We start from the raw sequence: 20,275 nt of genomic DNA, 5'->3' as shown, positions 1-20,275 counted from the left end.
ATCCCTCCAGGGTGCCCCCGGCTCCGCGCTACGGCCACTCGACGGGAAAGGGCGGGGGCGGGGGCCCGGGCCGTCCCCGTCGCCCGGCCCGGGTCTCCACCCCCTCCCGACCCCGGGCGCGCCCATTCAGCCTCGCCGGCGTTTGAGGCGCGGGTCCGGGCGGAGCCGGGTGCCCGGCGGGGCACGGGCTCCCCCGCCCGCGCTGGCCGCAGGCGCCCGCCCCGCCCCCAGCCCGCCCCTCCTGCTGCTGCTGCTGCTGGCCAGCCTGCCGGCGGAGCCGCCGCCGCACGTACACGGCCGCTTCGGCGGCCACCTGCCCGAGCCGTCTGCGGAAGCGCTCGGACTCCCCCGCGTCGGGGAAGGAGCCGAGCGGCTCGGGCCGCGGATAGCGGAACACCCAGACCCGCCGGGGCAGGGCCCCGTGCAGCCGCATCGTGGTGCACGCCTGCCGGAAGGCGTCCCGCTGGACGTGTTCCAGGAACTCGCCAGGTGTCGGCGACAAGCCGGACTCGTGACCCGTCATGCGGCCAAGTGTGGCTCAGCCGAGGAGAGTTGGGGAAGACCTTTCTAGAACTATCTTCTAGACAGTGTCAGGCTAGGAGGGGTTCGCCGCCGCCGTTCGGGGTCATTCCGCGGCGTCGACGCAGACGGCCCAGGCACTCAGGGTGCGGTCCTGCGCGGTCGGGTTGACGGCCGCGACCACCCACGCGTCCACGCCGGGACCCGTCGTGTTGGGACGGTCCCCGAACGTCGGCCCGACCGCGTCCCGACGCGAAGAAGCGGGCGAACTTCCCCCGTTCAGACCCGGAGCCGTCTGACTCAGCAGGCGGGGCAGGCCGACGCCGCGTGCGGGGGCGGCCCGGCACTCGGGCGGGTGGACCCCGAGTCCGGGCCGGTGGCGGCCTACCGCTTCTGGTTCAGCCAGCCCGCGACCTCGGTCGCCCAGTAGGTCAGGATCGTGTCCGCGCCCGCCCGCTTGATGCCGAGCAGGGCCTCCAGGATGGCGCGGTCGCGCTCGATCCAGCCCTTCTCCGCGGCCGCCTCGATCATCGCGAACTCGCCGCTGATCTGGTACGCGGCCACCGGTACGTCCACGGCCTGCGCGACCCGGTACAGGATGTCGAGGTAGGGCCCGGCCGGCTTGACCATGACCATGTCCGCGCCCTCCTCCAGGTCCAGCGCCAGCTCGCGCAGCGACTCGCGCGCGTTCGCCGGGTCCTGCTGGTACGTCTTGCGGTCGCCCTGGAGCGAGGAGGCGACGGCCTCGCGGAACGGCCCGTAGAAGGCGGAGGAGTACTTCGCCGTGTACGCGAGGATCGAGACGTCCTCGTGGCCCGTCTCGTCCAGCGCGTCGCGGACGACGCCGACCTGGCCGTCCATCATGCCGCTCGGGCCGACCACGTGGACGCCGGCGTCGGCCTGGACCTGGGCCATCTCCGCGTACCGCTCCAGCGTCGCGTCGTTGTCGACGCGGCCGTGCTCGTCCAGCACCCCGCAGTGGCCGTGGTCGGTGTACTCGTCCAGGCACAGGTCCGACATGATGACGAGGTCGTCGCCGACCTCCGCCTTCACGTCGCGGATCGCGACCTGGAGGATCCCGTCCGGCTCCGTGCCCGCCGTGCCCAGCGCGTCCTTGTTCTCGTCGGCCGGGACGCCGAAGAGCATGATGCCCGCGACGCCCGCCTCCACCGCCTCCACGGCGGCCTTCCGCAGTGTGTCCCGGGTGTGCTGGACCACGCCCGGCATCGCCGAGATGGCCAGGGGCTCGCTGATGCCCTCCCGCACGAAGGCCGGGAGGATCAGGTCCGAGGGGTGCAGCCGGGTCTCCGCGACCATCCGCCGCATCGCCGGGGTGGTGCGCAGCCGCCGGGGCCGCGAGCCGGGGAAGGATCCGTACGCGCTCATCTTGTAGTCGCCTCTTCGAGCATCGACAGCAGTCCTGACAAGGGTAGGGCCCGGGCGCTCAGCGCCCGGGCCCACACCACTCACATCAGGTCACGTCGTACGACGACGCCGCGCGCCCGGCCGGCGCTCGCTCGGCCGGAACACCGTCTCCCCGGCCTCCTTGGCCGCGTCGCGGCGCGCCGCCCCGTACTCGGCCAGCGCCTCCGCCAGCTTCGACACCGACGGCTCGGGCGAGAGCACGTCCACGCGCAGGCCGTGCTCCTCCGCCGTCTTGGCCGTCGCCGGCCCGATACAGGCGATGACGGTCACGTTGTGCGGCTTGCCCGCGATGCCGACCAGGTTGCGCACGGTCGAGGACGACGTGAAGAGCACGGCGTCGAAACCGCCCCCCTTGATCGCCTCACGGGTGTCCGCCGGCGGCGGCGAGGCCCGCACGGTGCGGTACGCCGTGACGTCGTCCACCTCCCAGCCGAGCTCTATCAGCCCGGCCACCAGCGTCTCGGTCGCGATGTCCGCGCGCGGCAGGAAGACCCGGTCGATCGGGTCGAACACCGGGTCGTACGGCGGCCAGTCCTCCAGCAGCCCGGCCGCGGACTGCTCGCCGCTCGGCACCAGGTCCGGCTTGACGCCGAACTCCACCAGCGCGGCCGCGGTCTGCTCGCCCACGGCCGCGACCTTGATGCCCGCGAAGGCGCGGGCGTCCAGCCCGTACTCCTCGAACTTCTCGCGGACCGCCTTCACGGCGTTCACGCTGGTGAAGGCGATCCACTCGTAGCGGCCCGTCACCAGTCCCTTGACCGCCCGCTCCATCTGCTGCGGGGTGCGCGGCGGCTCCACGGCGATGGTCGGCACCTCGTGCGGCACCGCGCCGTACGAACGCAGCTGGTCGGAGAGCGAAGCGGCCTGCTCCTTGGTGCGCGGTACGAGCACCCGCCAGCCGAACAGCGGCTTCGACTCGAACCAGGCCAGCTCCTCGCGGCGCGCGGTGGCGCCGTGCTCACCGACCACGGCTATGACCGGCCGGGCGCCCTCGGGGGAGGGGAGCACCTTGCCCTGCTTGAACACCGTGGCGATGGTGCCGAGCGTCGCGGACCACGTCCGCTGCCGGGTCGTCGTACCGCCCACGGTCACGGTCAGCGGGGTGTCGGGCTTGCGCCCGGCGCTCACCAGCTCGGCGGCCGCGGCCGACACCGTCTCCAGCGTCGCGGAGACGACGAGCACGCCGTCGCTCGAACCGGCCTCGCTCCAGCACCGCGCCGAGGCGTTGCGCGCGTCCACGAAGCGCACGTCTGCGCCCTGATCGCCTGGCCCGCCACGAAGCGGGACACCCGCGTACGCGGGCACGCCGACGGCGGTCGCGACACCGGGCACCACCTCGAAGGGGATGCCCGCCGTGGCACAGGCGAGCATCTCCTGGGCCGCGTTCCCGTCGAGCCCGGGGTCGCCCGTGACGGCACGCACGACCCGCCTGCCGGAGCGCGCGGCCTCCATGACAAGATTGGCGGCGTCACGGATCACCGGGACCTTGGCGGCTGCTGACACTTCGTCAGCGATCGTCAGCTGCGGCGTGTCGACACCCGCGCGCGCATGCGTACGGACCACGTCGAGCACCTCGGGCTCCGCGATCAGTACGTCGGCGGCCGCGAGCGCCTCGACGGCGCGCAGGGTCAGCAGACCCGGGTCGCCGGGGCCGGCACCGAGGAAGGTGACGTGCCCGTTCGCGGCGACGACCGGATAGGCGGAGGTGGTCGGACTTGAGGGGTTCAAAGCGATCGCTCCCCCATCAGACCGGCCGCGCCCTTGGCCAGCATCTCGTCCGCGAGTTCGCGGCCGAGCGCCATGGCCTCGTCGTACGACTGGGGCACGGGACCGGTGGTGGACAGCTGCACCAGCGTCGAGCCGTCGAGGGTACCGACGACGCCGCGCAGGCGCATTTCATTGACAGTCTGCCCATCAACCAACAGGTCGGCGAGCGCGCCCACGGGGGCACTGCAGCCGGCCTCCAGGGCGGCGAGCAGGGAGCGCTCGGCGGTCACGGCGGCCCGGGTCAACGGGTCGTCGAGCTCGCCGAGCGCGGCGATGAGTTCCGCGTCGGACGCGAGGCACTCCACGGCGAGGGCACCCTGGCCCGGAGCCGGCAGCACGTTGTCGACCGACAGCAGGTCGGTCGCTTCATCACCGCGACCGATCCGGTTGAGTCCGGCGGCCGCGAGGACGACGGCATCGAGCTCGCCGTCGCGCACGAACCCGATCCGGGTGTCGACATTCCCCCGAATGGCGACGGTCTCGACGCGCTTCCCGAGGGTGCGCGCGTAGTGGTGGAGCTGCGCCGTCCGGCGCGGCGACCCGGTACCGATCCGGGCCCCGTCGGGGAGCTGCTCGAAGGTCATGCCGTCACGGGCGACCAGCGCGTCGCGCGGGTCCTCGCGCGGCGGCATCGCCGCGATCACGAGGTCCTCGGGCTGCGTGGTCGGCAGGTCCTTCAGCGAGTGCACGGCGAAGTCGACCTCACCGCGCAGCAGCGCGTCGCGCAGGGCGGTGACGAACACACCCGTCCCGCCGATCTGGGCGAGGCTCTCCCGCGACACGTCACCGTACGTCGTGATCTCCACGAGCTCGACGGGCCGACCGGTGATCGCCCGTACCGCGTCGGCGACATGTCCGGACTGGGACATGGCCAGCTTGCTGCGCCGCGTGCCGAGCCGCAGGGGCCGGTCGAGACGTGGATTCATGATGCCCGTCCTGAGTCGTCGTTCTTGTCGGCGTTGTCGGCCGCGTCCGCCCGGCTGACGGAGGCCACCGTCTGCGGGTCGAGGTCGAAGAGTTCACGCAGCGCTTCGGCGTACCCGGCGCCGCCGGGCTCGCTGGCGAGCTGCTTGACGCGCACGGTCGGCGCGTGGAGGAGCTTGTCCACGACGCGCCGCACGGTCTGAGTGACCTCAGCCCGCTGCCGCTCGTCGAGATCGGGCAGCCGCCCGTCGAGGCGGGCCACTTCCATGGCCACGACCTCGGCGGCCATGGCCCGCAGGGCCACGACGGTGGGCGTGATGTGCGCGGCCCGCTGCGCGGCGCCGAAGGCGGCCACCTCGTCGGCGACTATCCCCCGTACGGCGTCCACGTCGGAGGCCATCGGCGCGTCGGCCGATGCCTCGGCCAGCGACTCGATGTCCACCAGCCGCACGCCGGGGATCCGGTGCACGGCGGCGTCGATGTCGCGCGGCATGGCCAGGTCGAGCAGCGCGAGCCGTACGGCCACCCCGTCGAGGTGCGTCCGCGCGCTCCGGCGCGGCTGCCGCTGCGCGGCGGCCTCCCCCTGGTCGGCCCATGTCCCGTGCAGTTCGAGCGAGTTGGCATCCACCCCGGTCAGAGCGGCCCGCCCGTCACCTGCCGACACGTCCACGGGACAACCATCCGCCCCGGCGACAGGCGCGATGGTCCTGGCGGCCCCGGCATCGGCCAACCGCCGCCCACCTTCGGCAGCGGCGACAAGCTTGGCGACAACCCGAGCGTCGGCCACATCCAGCCCGGCCACATCCAGCCCCGCCGGCGCTTGAGACGCGAGGCTCGGGGCGGAGCCCCGGCCTCCCGGCTCGGCCGACACCTGCGCCGCGGCGCCCAGCCCACCCAGCCCCGCCACACCCAGCCCCGCCGGCGCTTGAGGCGCGGGGTCCGGGACGGAGCCCCGATCTTCCAGCCCCGCCGGCGTTTGAGGCGCGGGGGTCCGGGGGCGGAGCCCCTGGGAGGCCTGGGGCGCAGCCCCGGCCCCGTCCAGCCCCGCCGCGGCAAAGCCTGCGGCCTCGGCGGAGCCCTGGGACACGGCGGCGAGCACGTCATCGGCGGTCAGCACCAGCCCAGTCGCACCGGTGCAGGAAACGACCACGTCAACACGTGTCAGCTCACCGGCGACCCCGGCCATGGAAACGGCCCGCGCCACCACACCCGTGCCTGAGGCAACCAGAATCTCGACCAAACGGTCCGCCCGCTCGGCGGTCCGGTTCGCCACCACGATCTCGGCGAAGCCCACCCGCGCGAGCGTCGCCGCCGCGAGCGAGGACATCGACCCGGCCCCGATCACCAGCGCCCGCTTGCCGTCGGCCCACCGCTCCACCGGCTCCCGTACGGCAAGCTGCTCCAGCCCGAACGTCACCAGCGACTGCCCGGCCCGGTCGATGCCCGTCTCCGAGTGCGCCCGCTTGCCGACCCGCAGCGCCTGCTGGAACAGGTCGTTGATGAGCCGACCCGCCGTGTGGAGCTCCTGCCCCAGCGCCAGCGCGTCCTTGATCTGGCCGAGGATCTGGCCCTCGCCGACCACCATCGAGTCCAGCCCGCACGCCACCGAGAACAGGTGGTGCACCGCCCGGTCCTCGTAGTGCACGTACAGGTACGGAGTGAGCTCCTCCAGAGCCACCCCGCTGTGCTGCGCGAGCAGCGTCGACAGCTCGGCCACGCCCGCGTGGAACTTGTCCACGTCCGCGTACAGCTCGATCCGGTTGCAGGTGGCGAGCACCGCGGCCTCGGCCGCCGGCTCCGCCGCCAGCGTGTCGTGCAGCAGCTTCACCTTGGCGTCGGCGGACAGGGAGGCCCGTTCCAGCACGCTCACGGGCGCGCTGCGGTGGCTCAGCCCTACGACGAGCAGACTCATGCCGGCATCACCGCCGGGACGTCTCCGTCGGGGCCGCCCTTGCGCGCGGCGGCGGCGCCCCGCCCGGCGGGCGGCACCAAGGCCGCGGCCGGAGCGGCACCGGTCCCGACACCGGCCGCCGCCTCGTCGTCCGCGGCAGCGACGCCACCGGCGCCACCGACGTCACCGGCGGAATCCGCGACCGCACTGGCCGCCGCCGCCCCCTCACCGGCCTTGCGCTGCTCGTGGAACGCCAGGATCTGCAGCTCGATCGACAGATCGACCTTGCGCACGTCCACACCCTCCGGCACGGACAGCACGGTCGGCGCGAAGTTCAGGATGGAGGTGACACCGGCGGCGATCAGCCGCTCGCTCACCTGCTGCGCCGCGCCCGCGGGGGTCGCGATCACGCCGATCGAGACGCCGTTATCCTCGATGATCTTCTCCAGATCATCGGTGTGCTGTACGGGCATGCCGGCGACCGGCTTCCCGGCCATGGCGGGGTCGGCGTCGATGAGCGCCGCGACGCGGAACCCGCGCGAGGCGAAGCCGCCGTAGTTGGCCAGGGCCGCGCCGAGGTTGCCGATGCCGACGATGACGACCGGCCAGTCCTGGGTCAGACCGAGCTCGCGGGAGATCTGGTAGACGAGGTACTCGACGTCGTAGCCGACGCCGCGCGTCCCGTAGGAACCGAGGTACGAGAAGTCCTTGCGCAGCTTCGCGGAGTTCACTCCGGCGGCGGCAGCGAGCTCCTCGGAGGACACCGTGGGCACCGATCGCTCGGAGAGCGCGGTGAGGGCACGCAAGTACAGCGGAAGCCGGGCGACTGTGGCCTCGGGAATACCTCGGCTGCGGGTCGCCGGTCGGTGAGTTCGGCCAGTTGCCACGATGCTCCTGCGGGATGAGCGGGGCTGCAGGCGGTCACTTGTCCCAAGACCGCCCCGTCGAATGCAGGCTATGTCTTTGTGAACGCGTGCACAAAGATTGTGTCCGCTTTGTCCGAGCAAAGTGACCGGGGTCACGCGGTCCGGGCGCGCGGGGGCGGAACCAAGAACGGGCCGAACCCGTTCAAATCCAGATGGGGGCAAGACGGTACACACTCCTCATCGATACGCCCCCGAGTCCCCATAAATCGCCCACGATGGTAACCGCCCGGGCGGTCAGCCTCCCAACGCCCGGCGCAGCCGGTCAGGGTTCACTCGCCAGAAGGTGTGCTGTTCGCCGTCGACCAACACCACCGGGATCTGCTCCCAGTGGAGCCGGTAGAGCTCCTCGTCCTGCGAAATATCTTTCTTCTCCCACTGCGCACCGGTCTCGGCGCAAACGTTCTCGATCACCTCCTGGGCGTCATCACAGAGATGGCACCCCGGCTTCCCGATGAGCGTGACCATCCGCTCCCCGGGACGCTTCTTTTCCTTACGACGCAGCAAAGGGCTCATGCCCCCCATTCTCCCGCGCCGCCCGTAACACCCCCGCCCCGAAGAGTTCACGCCTCCGCATCCGGACGGTTCGGGAACTCCCGAACACAGTGGCTATGCTCGCGTCATGGCCGCTCTGGGATGGCTCACCCCCCGTAGGCGCTCCGCGACCGCGCGGAGCGTGCTGGCAGGCGAGGCCTCGGCCGAAGCCGCCCGCAAGACCGCTCTGACCGAGGCGCCGGAGCCGGACATCACCGCGTACACCGAGGTCACAACGGTGCGGCCGGAGGCCGAGGAAGCCGCCGAGGCGGCCCCGCCCCCGTTCCCCGTCGTCGGCGACGACCTGGCCGCCGCCTTCTTCGACCTCGACAACACGGTCATGCAGGGCGCCGCCATCTTCCACTTCGGCCGCGGCCTCTACAAGCGGGAGTTCTTCCGCCGCCGCGAGCTCGCCCGCTTCGCCTGGCAGCAGGCCTGGTTCCGGTTGGCCGGCGTCGAGGACCCCGAGCACATGCAGGACGCCCGCGACAGCGCCCTGTCCATCGTCAAGGGCCATAAAGTCTGCGAACTCATGGCCATCGGCGAGGAGATCTACGACGAGTACATGGCCGAGCGGATCTGGCCGGGCACCCGCGCCCTGGCCCAGGCCCACCTCGACGCCGGCCAGAAGGTATGGCTCGTCACCGCCGCCCCCGTCGAGACGGCCACGATCATCGCCCGCCGCCTCGGCCTGACCGGGGCCCTGGGCACCGTCGCCGAATCCGTGGACGGCGTCTACACCGGCCGGCTCGTCGGCGAGCCGCTGCACGGCCCCGCCAAGGCGGAGGCGGTGCGCGCGCTGGCCGCCGCCGAGGGGCTCGATCTCGAACGCTGCGCCGCGTACAGCGATTCGCACAACGACATCCCGATGCTGTCGCTGGTCGGACACCCGTACGCGATCAATCCCGACACAAAACTGCGCAAGCATGCCAGGGCCAACGACTGGCGGCTGCGCGACTATCGCACCGGCCGCAAGGCCGTGAAGGTCGGCGTCCCCGCGGCCGCCGGAGTCGGCGCGATCGCGGGCGGCACGGCCGCCGCCATCGCCCTGCACCGCCGCCGCCGCTAGCGACGGCGGCATTCCCCCAGCCCTACCCCCGCGTCCGGCGGGGCACTCCGGCATGCCCGACTCGGTCGCGAGCCACCGCGGAAGCGTCCATTCCGCGTATCCAATCGATCAAGAATCGATCACCAACTGCGACTGAATATGCCCTCGACACGCAACAGAAGTGTCGGAACCGGTGATTTGAGCAACTGGGTGTAGCACTGCCTGTACGAAGCGTTATTCTCCTCAAACGCATGCCACCGGTCATCTGTCGCCACGACGGGTGAACGGTCCCGCACTGCACGTGATGGAAGCTCTGCCTCTGGGAGTCCCGTGTACCCACCTGTCGGGGTTGACGCCTCGGGCCTGGCTACGCTGCGCGCAACGGTCCTCGACCACCTGCGCGGCTTCGTCCCCACCGCGTACGCCGTCCCCGCCTTCGCCGCCGCGGTCCCTGCCGGCCTCGGCCCGGCCGGTCCTTGCTATGCCCTGACCGACGGCGGAGCGACCGTGGGCAGACGCGGTCGTACGGCCGCGAGCGCGGGCGGCACCGCCGCCGGCACGAGCGCCCCCACCGCCCGCCGCCCCACCGCGGACAGCGACCAGGCCCGCATGATGGACCTGGTCGAACGCGCCCAGGCCGGAGAGGCGGAGGCCTTCGGCCGGCTCTACGACCAGTACAGCGACACCGTCTACCGGTACATCTACTACCGCGTCGGCGGCAAGGCGACGGCGGAGGATCTCACCAGCGAGACCTTCCTGCGCGCCCTGCGCCGCATCTCCACCTTCACCTGGCAGGGCCGCGACTTCGGCGCCTGGCTCGTGACGATCGCCCGCAACCTCGTCGCGGACCACTTCAAGTCCAGCCGCTTCCGCCTGGAAGTGACCACTGGCGAAATGCTGGACGCGAACGAGGTGGAACGGTCCCCCGAGGACTCGGTCCTGGAATCCCTCTCCAACGCGGCCCTGCTGGAGGCCGTACGCAAACTCAACCCGCAGCAGCAGGAGTGCGTGACCCTGCGCTTCCTCCAGGGCCTCTCGGTCGCCGAGACGGCCCGCGTGATGGGGAAGAACGAGGGAGCCATCAAGACGCTCCAGTACCGGGCGGTCCGCACCCTGGCCCGCCTGCTCCCGGACGATGCCCGCTGAGGGCATCCCCACGCCTACGACGAACTGCCTGACTCTGATGACGCTGTGGTCCGATCATCCTTCGTCCGTAACCCAAGTGCCGCGCCGCTCGTTGTGCGGAATGCAGGCTCCCTGTGGACACGCTTTGCCCGAAGCCGCTCACTCGAAAGTGTGGATGTGCTCAAGGAAGGCAACCTTCCGGACACCTTGGGGAGTCGATCGTCATGACGAGAGGAGGTGCCGCCAGTGATCGCGAACGTGACTCCGCACCGGCGGGCGAACGCCTTCGCCCAGGCCCTGGAGGATCGGAACCCATTCGATCTTCCGGAACCGGACCCGGCGGCCGAGCAGTCCGAGGCACCTGCCGAACCTGCTGACCACGACCGGCTGTTGGCCTTGGCGAGCGCGCTCGGCGAACTGCCGCGCCCGCAATTGGACGCCGACGTCAAAGTGGTGCAGCGAGCTCAGCTCGTGGCCGCCATGGAGGCCCTGGTGTTGGAGGAGAGGGCCGGGGGCGGTGCTGCCCCGGACCCTCTGGTGCCCGAGCAGCGGACCGGCCGCGGCGCCCACCGGGCGACCTCGCTCCGGAAATTGCGGCCCCGCTCCCGCTGGTCCAAGGGCATCGCAGCGGGAGGCCTCACCGTGGGTGTGGCCGCGGGGGCTTTCAGCGGAGTGGCCGCTGCCAGTACGGACGCCCTGCCGGGTGACTCCCTCTACCCGATCAAGCGGGGTATGGAGGACCTGAAGCTCGGGATGGCCGACGAGGACGCGGACCGGGGCGAGCTCTATCTCGACCAGGCCTCGAACCGGCTGTCGGAGGCCCGCAGGCTGATGGAGCGCGGCCGTACGGGCGCACTGGACCACGAGTCCGTGGGCGAGATCCGCCGAGCGCTGGCGGGCATGAAGCACGACGCGTCGGAGGGCCACCGGCTCCTCCACGCGGCCTACCACCGGGACGGCTCGCTCGGCCCGATCCAGACCCTGTCGTCGTTCTCCCGCTCGCACCGCGACGCGTGGGGCCGGCTCCGGGAGAAACTCCCGGCGCAGCTCACGGACGTGGGCGGTGAGGTGGAGTCGGTCTTCCAGGCCATAGACGATGACGTGGCGCCGCTGCAGAGCCTGCTCCCCAAGCCACCGGAGCAGCCGCGGAGCGGGGCGGGGTCATCGGCCAAGCCGAGCGCGCCCGCCGGAAAGCAGCACCCGGCCGCGTCTCCGGGTGCCTCGTCGCCCGGCGGCCACAACAGCCCCTCGGCACCGGCAGGGGGTACGGCGAGCCAGCCGGCGTCCCCCGGCGGCCTCCTGGGCGGCACCGGCGAGCTCCTGAACCCGCCCGCGGGCCAGTCGCCCGCCCCCTCGGCGGCAACCCCGGAACTCCCCAAGCCGGACATCACCCTCCCGCCCCTCCTCCCGGGCCTCCTGCCCGGCCTGGGCCTCAACGCGGAGGACGCGGGTCAGTAGAGAAAGATGACGGCGGGGTCTGCGCATACGCAGCCCCCGCCGTCATCTTTCAGCCCCGCCGACATCCCCAGCCCCGCCGGCGTTTGAGGCGCGGGGTCCGGGGCGGAGCCCCGGCACTCAACCGTCAGAAGAACACCGACCGCCGCTGCACCAGCAGCTTGTACAGCGTGTGCTGAATCTGCTCCCGCACCTGGTCCGTCAGGTTGAACATCAGCATCGGATCCTCCGCCGCCTCCGCCGCATAACCATCCGTAGGAATCGGCTCCCCGAACTGGATCGTCCACTTCGTCGGCAGCGGCACCGCCCCCAACGGCCCCAGCCACGGGAACGTCGGCGTGATCGGGAAGTACGGGATCCCCAGCAGCCGCGCCAGCGTCTTCGCGTTGCCGACCATGGGGTAGATCTCCTCCGCCCCCACGATCGAGCACGGCACGATCGGCGTCCCCGCCCGCAGCGCCGTCGAAACGAACCCGCCCCGCCCGAACCGCTGGAGCTTGTACCGGTCTCCGAACGGCTTCCCTATCCCCTTGAAGCCCTCCGGCATCACACCGACCAGCTCGCCCGCCTCCAGCAGCCGCTGCGCGTCCTCCGCGCACGCCAGCGTGTGCCCCGCCTTGCGCGCCAGCTCGTTCACCACCGGCAGCATGAACACCAAGTCCGCCGCCAGCAGCCGCAGATGCCGCCGCCCCGGGTGGTGGTCGTGCACCGCGACCTGCATCATCAGGCCGTCCAGCGGCAGCGTCCCCGAGTGGTTCGCCACGATCAGCGCCCCACCCTCCTTCGGGATGTTCTCGATGCCCTTGACCTCGACGCGGAAGTACTTGTCGTACAGCGGCCGCAGCAAGGACATCAGGACCTGGTCCGTCAGCTCCTCGTCGTAGCCGAAGTCGTCGACCTCGTAGTCCCCGGTGATCCGCCGCCGCAGGAACGCCAGCCCGCCGGCGATCCGCCGGTCCCAGTCACCGCCCCGCCCCGGCTCGGCCCTGTCCCCGCCGGCGGGCACGCGTCCGGCCAGAGCCGGCGCCGCCGACCTCACCGGCTCCACCAGCTCCACCAGCGGAGCAACCCGCACGCGCCGCGGCGGCCGCCGCCGCGGCCGGTCCTCGTCGAACGGAATGACCTTGGCGTCCGCCACTATCTCTTCGCTCCCTCAACCGCAGGCCCCACACTCGACAGATCCGCGTTCAGCATCTCCGCCACCCGGTCCACCGCACGCCCCACCCGCTCCGGCGGCAGCAGCCCGCTCCCCCGGCTCCGGGCGAAGTCGAAGAAGGTCTCGGCGGTCGTGTACATCGGCTTGAACCCCAGGGTGTCCCGCATCTGCGTGGTCTCCACGACCCGCCCGTGCGTCAGCAGCCTGATCTGCTCCGGCGAGAAGTCCGTGACCCCCACCGCCCGCAGCGCCGCCCCGACCCATGTCACCGCGGGCAGCAGCAGCGGCACCGTGGGCCGCCCCAGCCGCCGCGAGCACTGCGACAGCAGCATCACGCCGTCGCCCGCGATGTTGAAGGTCCCGCTGTTCAGCGTCCCGCGCCGCGGCTCCTGCGCCGCGAGCCGCAGCACGTCCAGCACATCGTCCTCGTGGACGAACTGCAGCCTCGGGTCATAGCCCAGCACCGTCGGCATCACCGGCATCGAGAAGTACTCGGCGAGCGCCGAATCGGCGTACGGCCCCAGGATGTTGGCGAACCGCAGCACGCACACCGCCACATCGGGCCGCCTGCGCGCGAAACCCCGTACGTAGCCCTCGACCTCGGCGGCGTCCTTGGCGAAGCCGCCCGACGGCAGCGACTTCGGCTGCGTGGTCTCGGTGAACACGGCCGGATCCCGCGAGGTGCCCCCGTACACGCTGGTACTGGACTTCACCACGAGCCGCCGTATCGTCGGGGACTTCTGGCAGGCCCCGAGGAGCTGCATCGTCCCGATGACGTTGGTTTCCTTGACCGTGCTGTGCCCGCCGCCCAGACCCGAGCCGCCTCCGGTGACCGCCAGATGGACCACCGTGTCCACCGCGTGCTCGGCGAGCACGCGCGCGATCGCCGACTGCCTGATGTCCGTACGGACGAACTCGGCCGATCCGAGCCGGTGTGGCGGAGTCACCGCGTCCACGGCGATCACCCGTTCGACTTCCGGATCACGCTGGATGCGGCGCACGAAGCGGCCTCCCAGCTGCCGGGCAGCCCCGGTGACGAGTACGACCTTTCCCACGAGCTCAGCGCCTCCCTGTTAGAAGCCACAGCCGGATCCCACTGGCCCCCGGCTGCACCGCAGCCCCCCCACCATGATGGTGGAGGGGCTGCGGAGAACACGTACAGCTGCCGTTTACTTCTTGTTACGGCGCTGGACGCGGGTGCGCTTGAGCAGCTTGCGGTGCTTCTTCTTAGCCATCCGCTTGCGCCGCTTCTTGATAACAGAGCCCACGACTACCCTCGCTCACTTCTCTTCACTCGGTGCGGGGCGTCTGGGCCCACACGACCTACGTCGGCCTAGCCTACCCGCCCGAGCTCTGAGCTTGTAATCGAGTGCGTCCATGGGGGCCCAAGGCGCCAGGCTCAGGCCGACTCCACCCCCACATACGACTCTCGAAGGTACTCGTGGACCGCGTTTTCGGGGACCCGGAAGGACCGGCCCACCCGGATTGCGGGCAGATGACCGTTGTGCACCAGGCGGTACACGGTCATCTTCGACACTCGCATCACCGAGGCAACCTCCGCCACGGTCAGGAACTGAACCTCACTGAGAGGCCTCTCGCCAGCAGCCATGACACACCTTGACCTTCCGCGCATGACGGGCACCGGCTTCCCCTCCGGTTACTCCTCGTCGTCGCACGCTCACTCCCCAGAGTAGGGGCGTGTGATACGAGTGGGGAAGAGGAGCTACGGCCACTCCTGGCCCATCGTCAGACTCGCCCGATTGAGCACATAGCGAGTAAGCGGGCGGTAGTAGTCCGAGCGCACCGCGTCATCAAGCGGAACCGCGACCGAGACGCGCCCCTCGGCCTCCCCCACGAACAGCGCCGGATCATCCGTGTCCGCCAGCCCGATCGCGTCCACACCGAGCTGACCTGCGCCGCAGACCCAGCCGTGATCCCCCACCACCAGCTCCGGCAGCGGCCCGCCGGCCTCCGCCAGCGCCCCGAGCGCGATCCGAACCGGGAGCGGCGAATGGGTGTGCACGCCGGTCGCACTCCCGGGCGGCCGCGCGCCGGGCTCCCGCACCAGCGCGACCCCCCGTACGTAATCGATGCTGTGCGGGCGTACGCCGAACCGGGTCGCCATGTCGATACCCACCCCCTGCGCCGGAGTGAGGACAACACATCCCGCCGCCGACAGCGCCTGCGCCAAACTGGCGTAGAACGCCAGGAGACGGTGGGGATGCCCGGTGCCGAACAGCACGGGCGACCGCGCCCGGACCGCCTCCCGCAGCCGCTCCGCGAAGGCCTCCAGCCCCGAGAGGGTCCGCTCCGGATCGATCACGTCCGGGCCGCTGACGTGCGACGGGTCCGCGGAGACCCCGCACTTGTCCGCCATCAGCCTCAGCAGGTCGCCCTCGCCCCAGCCCCACTCCGGATCCAGCCCCAGCAGCACCCGCGGATCGCGCGCCGCGAACAGCCGGTAACTGCGCAGGCTCTCCTCCCGGGAGGTGGCGACGGGCCCGGCCAACCGGGCGGCCAGCAGATGCGCGCGCAGCGCCGCGGTGCTCAACACCCTCCGATGCTGCCGCACGGGATCAGCGGGATCGTCGATTCCGGCGAACAGCCCCACCGTTGGCGTAACGATGCATCACACTGCCACCAGCGCCGAAACCCGCCCCGTCAGGTCAGCATCCCCCGCAGCGGGAACACCGCCCGCCGCGTCGCCAGAACGGCCTGATCCGTCCGGTCCGCCGGATCGTAGCCCGCGTCCCAGTCCCGCCAGGACGGGGTCCGCCCGTCCGTCATCCGGGCCGGCGCGAGCTGCCGCGTCCGCGCGTACACCTCGTCCCGCCACGAGGCCGGCACCGCCGACTCCGGATCGACCGGCCGGTGCGCCACGATCCCCACCAGATGCGTCCACGACCGCGGCACGACGTCCACCACCGCGTAACCGCCGCCGCCGAGCGCCAGCCACCGCCCGCCCGCGTACTCGTGCGCCAGCCGGTGGCAGGCCTCCTGCACGGCGCGCTGCGCGTCCAACGACACCGCCAGATGGGCCAACGGGTCCTCGAAGTGCGTGTCGGCCCCGTGCTGGGTCACCAGCACCTGCGGCCGGAAATCCGCCAGCAGCTCGGGCACCGTCGCGTGGAACGCCCGCAGCCAGCCCTCGTCCCCGGTCCCGGCGGGCAGCGCCACGTTCACCGCCGAACCCTCCGCGGCCGGCCCGCCCGTCTCCTCGGGCCACCCGGTCTGCGGAAACAGCGTCCGGGGGTGCTCGTGCAGGGAGACGGTCAGCACCCGCGGGTCGTCCCAGAACGCCGCCTGCACCCCGTCGCCGTGATGCACGTCCACATCCACGTACGCGACCCGCTCGGCCCCCAGCTCCAGCAGCCGGGCGACCGCGAGCGCCGCGTCGTTGTACACGCAGAACCCCGCCGCCCCGCCCGGCATCGCGTGGTGCAGCCCGCCCGCGAAGTTCACCGCGTGCTCGGCCTCCCCGCGCCAGATCGCCTCCACGGCCGCCACCGACTGGCCCGCGATCAGCGCGGACGCCTCGTGCATCCCGTGGAACGCCGGATCGTCCATGGTGCCCAGCCCGTACAAGCCGTCGGCCACCCCGGGGTCCGCCGACACCTCGCGCACGGCGGCCACGTAGTCCTCGCGGTGCACGAGCCGCAGCGTCGAATCCCCGGCCGCGGGGGCCGCCCGTACCTCCATCGCCCGGTCCAGCCCGAAGGCACGCACCAGGCCCATGGTCAGCGCCAGGCGCACCGGGTCCATCGGATGGCTCGGTCCGAAGTCATACCTCGTTACCGCCTCGTCCCACATCAACAACCCGCGGCCGCTCATGCCCGACACCGTATCCGGCGCCCCGCACGCCGAACGAGCGGGCGTAGAGGAGAGTCACCAGCACCAGCGCCATCGGTACGAGCATCGCGCCCCGGTAGCTCCAGGCGTCCCCGATCCCTCCGACGAGCGGCGACCCGATCAGGAACCCGACGTAGTTGAAGATGTTCAGCCGCGCGATGGCGGTGTCCGAGGCCCCTCCGAAGAGCCGGCCCGCCGCCGCGAAGGTCTGCGGCACGATCACGCACAGCCCGATCCCCAGCAGCGTGAACCCCAGCATCCCCGCCCACGCCCCGGGCGCGGCGGCCACGACCCCGAACCCGAGCGCCGCGACCAGCGCCCCGGCCCGCACGACGGCGACGGCCCCGAAGCGGCGCACGCCCAGGTCCCCGACGGCCCGCCCGATCAGGGTGGTCACCATGTACACGTTGTAGGGGACGGTCGCCAGCTGCTCCGAGCTCCCGAGCACGTCCTGGAGGTACTTGGCGCTCCAGTTCGAGACCGTCGAGTCCCCGATGTACGCGCACGCCATCACCAGGCACAGCGGCAGCAGCAGCGTGAACCCGCCGGGCCCCAGCCCCTTCTCGGCCTCGCCCGCCCGGCCCCGCCCCTCCTGATCGACGTAGAACCGGCTCCCGAGGAAGGCCAGCGGCAGCAGGACCAGCACCGCCGGCAGATAGCTGGTGACCAGCGACAGGTGCCAGTGCGCCCCGGCCCAGGCGGCCGAGGCCCCGACGATCCCGCCCAGGCTGTACGACGCGTGGAAGCCGAGCATGATGCTGCGCCCGTACGTCCGCTGGAGGCTGACGCCGAGCATGTTCATGGACGCGTCCAGCGCACCGACGGACAGCCCGAACGCCCCCAGGGCCAGCGCCACATGCCACATCTGACGTCCGGCCCCGACCCCGAGCAGGGACAGCAGCACCAGCGGCTGCGCCCACCGCAGTACGGTGCCGGGCGCGACCCGCTTCACCAGGTGCTCGGTGGCCACGCTCGCGGCTCCGGCGAGGATCGGCACGGCGGCGAGGAAGGCGGGCAGCAGCCCGTCGGATATCCCGTACCGGTCCTGGATGGCCGGGATCCGGGTCACGAGCAGGGCGAAGGTCACGCCCTGCACGAAGAAACTGAACCCCAAGGCGCTCCGGCCGCGCCGCAGCCGCACATCTGCCATAGCCGTCATGGCGGCACAGCGTAGGCCTCCGGGCTACCCGTGGGTAGAGAGATCACATGCCCATGGCCTGGGACTCCAGCCCGAGGAGTCCGGGCAGCTGCTTCATGTCGCCGAAGTACCCGGTGGCGCCGGGCAGCCGGTCGGCGGGAAGCATCGCCGTGAAGGCGTACACGTCCATCCCCGCGGCGGCGGCGGCCTGGACGCCGAGCGGACTGTCCTCGACGACGACGCACCGGGCGGGCGCGACTCCCATCTGGTCCGCCGCGTGCAGGAGCAGGTCGGGCGCGGGCACGCCCTGCCCGACGTCGTCCGCGCTGAAGATCCACTCCTCCTCGAACCACCCGTCGATCCCCGCCGCCCGGAGCGCGACCCGGATCCGCTCATGGCTGCTGGAGGAGGCGAGGCAATACGCCACCCCCCGCGCGGTGAGCACCCCGAGCACGTCCTCGACCCCGGGGACGGGCCGCAGCTCCCGCTCGAACGCGGCGAAGACCCGCGCGTGCAGGGTCTCGTCGAAGTCGGCCGGCAACTGCGCGCCGGACCGCTCGCGCACCAGCTCGTGAACCCGGTGCACGGCGGACCCCATGTAGTCGCGCACCGACTCGTCGTACGAGGTCGGGTGCCCCAGCTCGGTCAGGTACTCGGCGAGGATCCCGTTGGCGAGTGGCTCACTGTCCACCAGCACGCCGTCGTTGTCGAAGATGACGAGGTCGTAGCCCATACCACCACATTACGAGCAGTCAGTGCGCGTCAAGCCAAAGCCCATGCCGGGCATCCGCAGGACAACGAAAGATCCTCAGCTCCCCGGCCCTTGCGATGTCGATCCCCGTTACGCCACCGCCGGAGACGGTGAAGAACAGCTCACACCCGGTCCCGCAGTCCTCGCAGGGCATCTCGCGGGCGTCCTCGGTGGGATGCAGGAGCGTCGCTTTCACCATGGCGGAAGCCTAAGAGCAGCTCACACGCGCATTGGGCCGCAGAGGTGAGTCCGCTACTGCATTGGACGCCCTCCCCGGTACTGTTCGCGGGCTCGCCGTCCGTGCGCTGCCGATGATGTGGGGCGAATCTGCCGGGCCCCGCGTACGGCGAAGACGTCGCGTATTGCCCTGGTCGGGTTCAGCCGTGAATCCGATCGTGAAGGAGCGACATGCGACCTGTGCGCATTCTCCGGTTGCTACTGGGGGCCTTGCCCCTGGTGGCGGCCTTGGCTTTCGTCCCCGGCACGGGGCACGCCCAGCCGCCCGACCCGGCGGTGACGACCCAGCAGGTGTGCGTGCCGAAGCCCGGCCGGGCCGCCTGCCAGTCCCTGCTCCGCACCGACCTCCCGGCGGTGAGGAGTCTGACCCCGGGGGCCCTGCCGCCCGGCTACGGCCCGCCCCATATCCGCAGCGCCTACCAGCTGCCCTTCGGCGCCGGCCGGGGCCGGACGGTGGCCATCGTGTCCGCCTTCCACTACCCCACCGCCGAGGCCGACCTGGCCGAGTACCGCCGCACATACGGCCTGCCCCCGTGCACCACCGCCAACGGCTGCTTCGACCAGGTCTACGCGACGGGCTCCCAACCACCGTTCGATTCCAGCTGGGCACTGGAGAGCGCCATCGACATCGATGCGGTCAGCGCGTCCTGTCCCGCCTGCAACATCGTGCTGGTCGAAGCCGCCAGCAACACGATCGGTGATCTACTCAACGCCGTGACCGTGGCCCGTATGGGCGTGCCGAACGTCTTTCCGCCGGCGAAGTTCATCTCCATGAGCTGGGGCGACGGCGAGAACAACCTCCAGCCGATCATCGACCAGACCTACTTCAACCACCCGGGCATCGCCTTCGTCGCGTCCTCCGGCAACACCGGTGGCGTCACCCAGTGGCCCGCCGCGTCGCAGTACATCACTTCCGCCGGCGGCACCGTCCTCAACCAGATCCCGGGTCCGATTCAGGGCCCACAGCGCAATCGCCCGCGCAACTGGTTCGAATCCGCATGGTCCGGCACCGGCTGCGGCTGCTCCCCGTTCCAGCCCAAACCGGCGTGGCAGACCGACGCCATCTGCCCGGGCAGCCGCACCAGCGCCGACGTCGCCGCGCTCGCCAGCCCGAGCACCCCCCTCGCCGTCTACACCACGACCCCTACCCCGACCATGGAAACAGGCTGGCTACAGGTCGGCGGCACCAGCGTCGCCGCGCCTCTGGTCGCCGGCATGTACGCCCTGGCCGGCAACCCCGGTCCCAACGACCGCCCCAACTCCTACCCCTACGCCAACCGACGCGCGTTCTGGGACATCAACGTGGGCACCGCCGGCGCCTTCTCCGCGACCCTCGGCTACGACGCCCCTACCGGCGTCGGCAGCCCCCGCGGAGTCCGCGGTTTCCGCCGCTGAAGGACCCGTAAACGCAGAAAAGCCCCGCACCGAACCCATAAAGGATTCGATGCGGGGCTTCCGCAATGATTGTTCGGCGGCGTCCTACTCTCCCACAGGGTCCCCCCTGCAGTACCATCGGCGCTGAAAGGCTTAGCT

General features: G+C 71.5%; 20 protein-coding genes. 4 read left to right on the top strand and 16 right to left on the bottom strand.

The annotated features are described in order from the left end of the window. Nucleotides 1–28: 28 nt before the first annotated feature. The 7 genes from MTF65_RS18055 to MTF65_RS18025 form a co-directional block, all read right to left on the bottom strand. Nucleotides 29–523, bottom strand: a complete 495-nt coding sequence (locus MTF65_RS18055) for a hypothetical protein (RefSeq protein ID WP_243629765.1) — start codon at nt 521–523, stop codon at nt 29–31. A 380-nt stretch (nt 524–903) separates the two neighbouring features. Continuing rightward, nucleotides 904–1,905 carry a porphobilinogen synthase gene (hemB, locus tag MTF65_RS18050; RefSeq protein WP_243629764.1) on the bottom strand — a complete coding sequence of 334 codons (1,002 nt, stop codon included), beginning with the start codon at nt 1,903–1,905 and terminating at the stop codon, nt 904–906. A 90-nt stretch (nt 1,906–1,995) separates the two neighbouring features. Continuing rightward, nucleotides 1,996–3,672 (bottom strand): bifunctional uroporphyrinogen-III C-methyltransferase/uroporphyrinogen-III synthase, encoded by a 1,677-nt coding sequence (locus tag MTF65_RS18045; protein WP_243629763.1) that lies wholly within the window; start codon nt 3,670–3,672, stop codon nt 1,996–1,998. Continuing rightward, nucleotides 3,669–4,637: a hydroxymethylbilane synthase gene (hemC, locus tag MTF65_RS18040; RefSeq protein ID WP_243629762.1), complete on the bottom strand. Its 969-nt coding sequence runs from the start codon at nt 4,635–4,637 to the stop codon at nt 3,669–3,671. Before hemC ends, MTF65_RS18045 begins: the two co-directional genes overlap by 4 nt. Next, the gene (locus MTF65_RS18035; RefSeq protein WP_243629761.1) at nt 4,634–6,547 is read right to left on the bottom strand and encodes a glutamyl-tRNA reductase; all 1,914 of its coding nucleotides are present in this window, start codon (nt 6,545–6,547) and stop codon (nt 4,634–4,636) included. The genes hemC and MTF65_RS18035 overlap by 4 nt, the downstream gene beginning before the upstream one ends. After that, the gene (locus MTF65_RS18030) at nt 6,544–7,413 is read right to left on the bottom strand and encodes a redox-sensing transcriptional repressor Rex (RefSeq protein ID WP_243629760.1); all 870 of its coding nucleotides are present in this window, start codon (nt 7,411–7,413) and stop codon (nt 6,544–6,546) included. The genes MTF65_RS18035 and MTF65_RS18030 overlap by 4 nt, the downstream gene beginning before the upstream one ends. Nucleotides 7,414–7,686: 273 nt before the next feature. Further along, nucleotides 7,687–7,974 carry a glutaredoxin family protein gene (locus tag MTF65_RS18025; protein WP_243629759.1) on the bottom strand — a complete coding sequence of 96 codons (288 nt, stop codon included), beginning with the start codon at nt 7,972–7,974 and terminating at the stop codon, nt 7,687–7,689. Nucleotides 7,975–8,071: 97 nt separating this feature from the next. On the opposite strand from MTF65_RS18025, the gene MTF65_RS18020 reads away from it, so the two are divergent. From MTF65_RS18020 to MTF65_RS18010, 3 genes are all read left to right on the top strand, one after another. After that, the gene (locus MTF65_RS18020) at nt 8,072–9,052 is read left to right on the top strand and encodes an HAD family phosphatase (RefSeq protein ID WP_243629758.1); all 981 of its coding nucleotides are present in this window, start codon (nt 8,072–8,074) and stop codon (nt 9,050–9,052) included. A gap of 309 nt (nt 9,053–9,361) precedes the next feature. After that, nucleotides 9,362–10,177: an ECF subfamily RNA polymerase sigma factor, BldN family gene (locus MTF65_RS18015; RefSeq protein WP_243629757.1), complete on the top strand. Its 816-nt coding sequence runs from the start codon at nt 9,362–9,364 to the stop codon at nt 10,175–10,177. Nucleotides 10,178–10,402: 225 nt separating this feature from the next. Next, nucleotides 10,403–11,614, top strand: a complete 1,212-nt coding sequence (locus tag MTF65_RS18010; protein WP_243629756.1) for a DUF5667 domain-containing protein — start codon at nt 10,403–10,405, stop codon at nt 11,612–11,614. A 124-nt stretch (nt 11,615–11,738) separates the two neighbouring features. On the opposite strand, the gene MTF65_RS18005 is transcribed toward MTF65_RS18010, so the two are convergent. The 9 genes from MTF65_RS18005 to MTF65_RS17965 all read right to left on the bottom strand — a co-directional run bounded on the left by MTF65_RS18005 (nt 11,739) and on the right by MTF65_RS17965 (nt 18,704). Beyond that, the gene (locus MTF65_RS18005; RefSeq protein WP_243629755.1) at nt 11,739–12,749 is read right to left on the bottom strand and encodes a lysophospholipid acyltransferase family protein; all 1,011 of its coding nucleotides are present in this window, start codon (nt 12,747–12,749) and stop codon (nt 11,739–11,741) included. Next, on the bottom strand, nt 12,749–13,822 hold the full coding sequence (locus tag MTF65_RS18000; protein ID WP_243629754.1) for an NAD-dependent epimerase/dehydratase family protein: 1,074 nt from the start codon (nt 13,820–13,822) through the stop codon (nt 12,749–12,751). The genes MTF65_RS18005 and MTF65_RS18000 overlap by 1 nt, the downstream gene beginning before the upstream one ends. A gap of 114 nt (nt 13,823–13,936) precedes the next feature. Continuing rightward, nucleotides 13,937–14,035 (bottom strand): 30S ribosomal protein bS22, encoded by a 99-nt coding sequence (locus MTF65_RS17995; protein ID WP_003948845.1) that lies wholly within the window; start codon nt 14,033–14,035, stop codon nt 13,937–13,939. 131 nt (nt 14,036–14,166) lie between these two features. Further along, nucleotides 14,167–14,376 (bottom strand): helix-turn-helix domain-containing protein, encoded by a 210-nt coding sequence (locus MTF65_RS17990; protein ID WP_008738568.1) that lies wholly within the window; start codon nt 14,374–14,376, stop codon nt 14,167–14,169. A 114-nt stretch (nt 14,377–14,490) separates the two neighbouring features. After that, nucleotides 14,491–15,321 carry a phosphatase gene (locus MTF65_RS17985; RefSeq protein WP_243629753.1) on the bottom strand — a complete coding sequence of 277 codons (831 nt, stop codon included), beginning with the start codon at nt 15,319–15,321 and terminating at the stop codon, nt 14,491–14,493. A 107-nt stretch (nt 15,322–15,428) separates the two neighbouring features. Continuing rightward, on the bottom strand, nt 15,429–16,598 hold the full coding sequence (locus MTF65_RS17980; protein ID WP_243629752.1) for an acetoin utilization protein AcuC: 1,170 nt from the start codon (nt 16,596–16,598) through the stop codon (nt 15,429–15,431). After that, nucleotides 16,549–17,766, bottom strand: coding sequence for an MFS transporter (locus tag MTF65_RS17975; RefSeq protein WP_243630022.1), 1,218 nt, complete (start codon nt 17,764–17,766; stop codon nt 16,549–16,551). The genes MTF65_RS17980 and MTF65_RS17975 overlap by 50 nt, the downstream gene beginning before the upstream one ends. Before the next feature lie 52 nt (nt 17,767–17,818). Next, nucleotides 17,819–18,487: an HAD family phosphatase gene (locus MTF65_RS17970; protein WP_243629751.1), complete on the bottom strand. Its 669-nt coding sequence runs from the start codon at nt 18,485–18,487 to the stop codon at nt 17,819–17,821. 19 nt (nt 18,488–18,506) lie between these two features. Continuing rightward, nucleotides 18,507–18,704, bottom strand: coding sequence for a hypothetical protein (locus MTF65_RS17965; protein ID WP_243629750.1), 198 nt, complete (start codon nt 18,702–18,704; stop codon nt 18,507–18,509). A gap of 266 nt (nt 18,705–18,970) precedes the next feature. Between MTF65_RS17965 and MTF65_RS17960 the strand changes: the two genes are divergently transcribed. Then, nucleotides 18,971–20,137, top strand: a complete 1,167-nt coding sequence (locus MTF65_RS17960) for a S8 family serine peptidase (RefSeq protein ID WP_243629749.1) — start codon at nt 18,971–18,973, stop codon at nt 20,135–20,137. The last annotated feature ends 138 nt before the right edge of the window (nt 20,138–20,275 follow it).

Source organism: Streptomyces sp. APSN-46.1, assembly GCF_022815725.1.
In the GTDB taxonomy this organism is placed as follows: Bacteria; Actinomycetota; Actinomycetes; order Streptomycetales; family Streptomycetaceae; genus Streptomyces.
The sequence above is the reverse complement of the archived record's forward strand: the minus strand, read 5'-3'. Positions and strand labels throughout refer to the sequence as shown.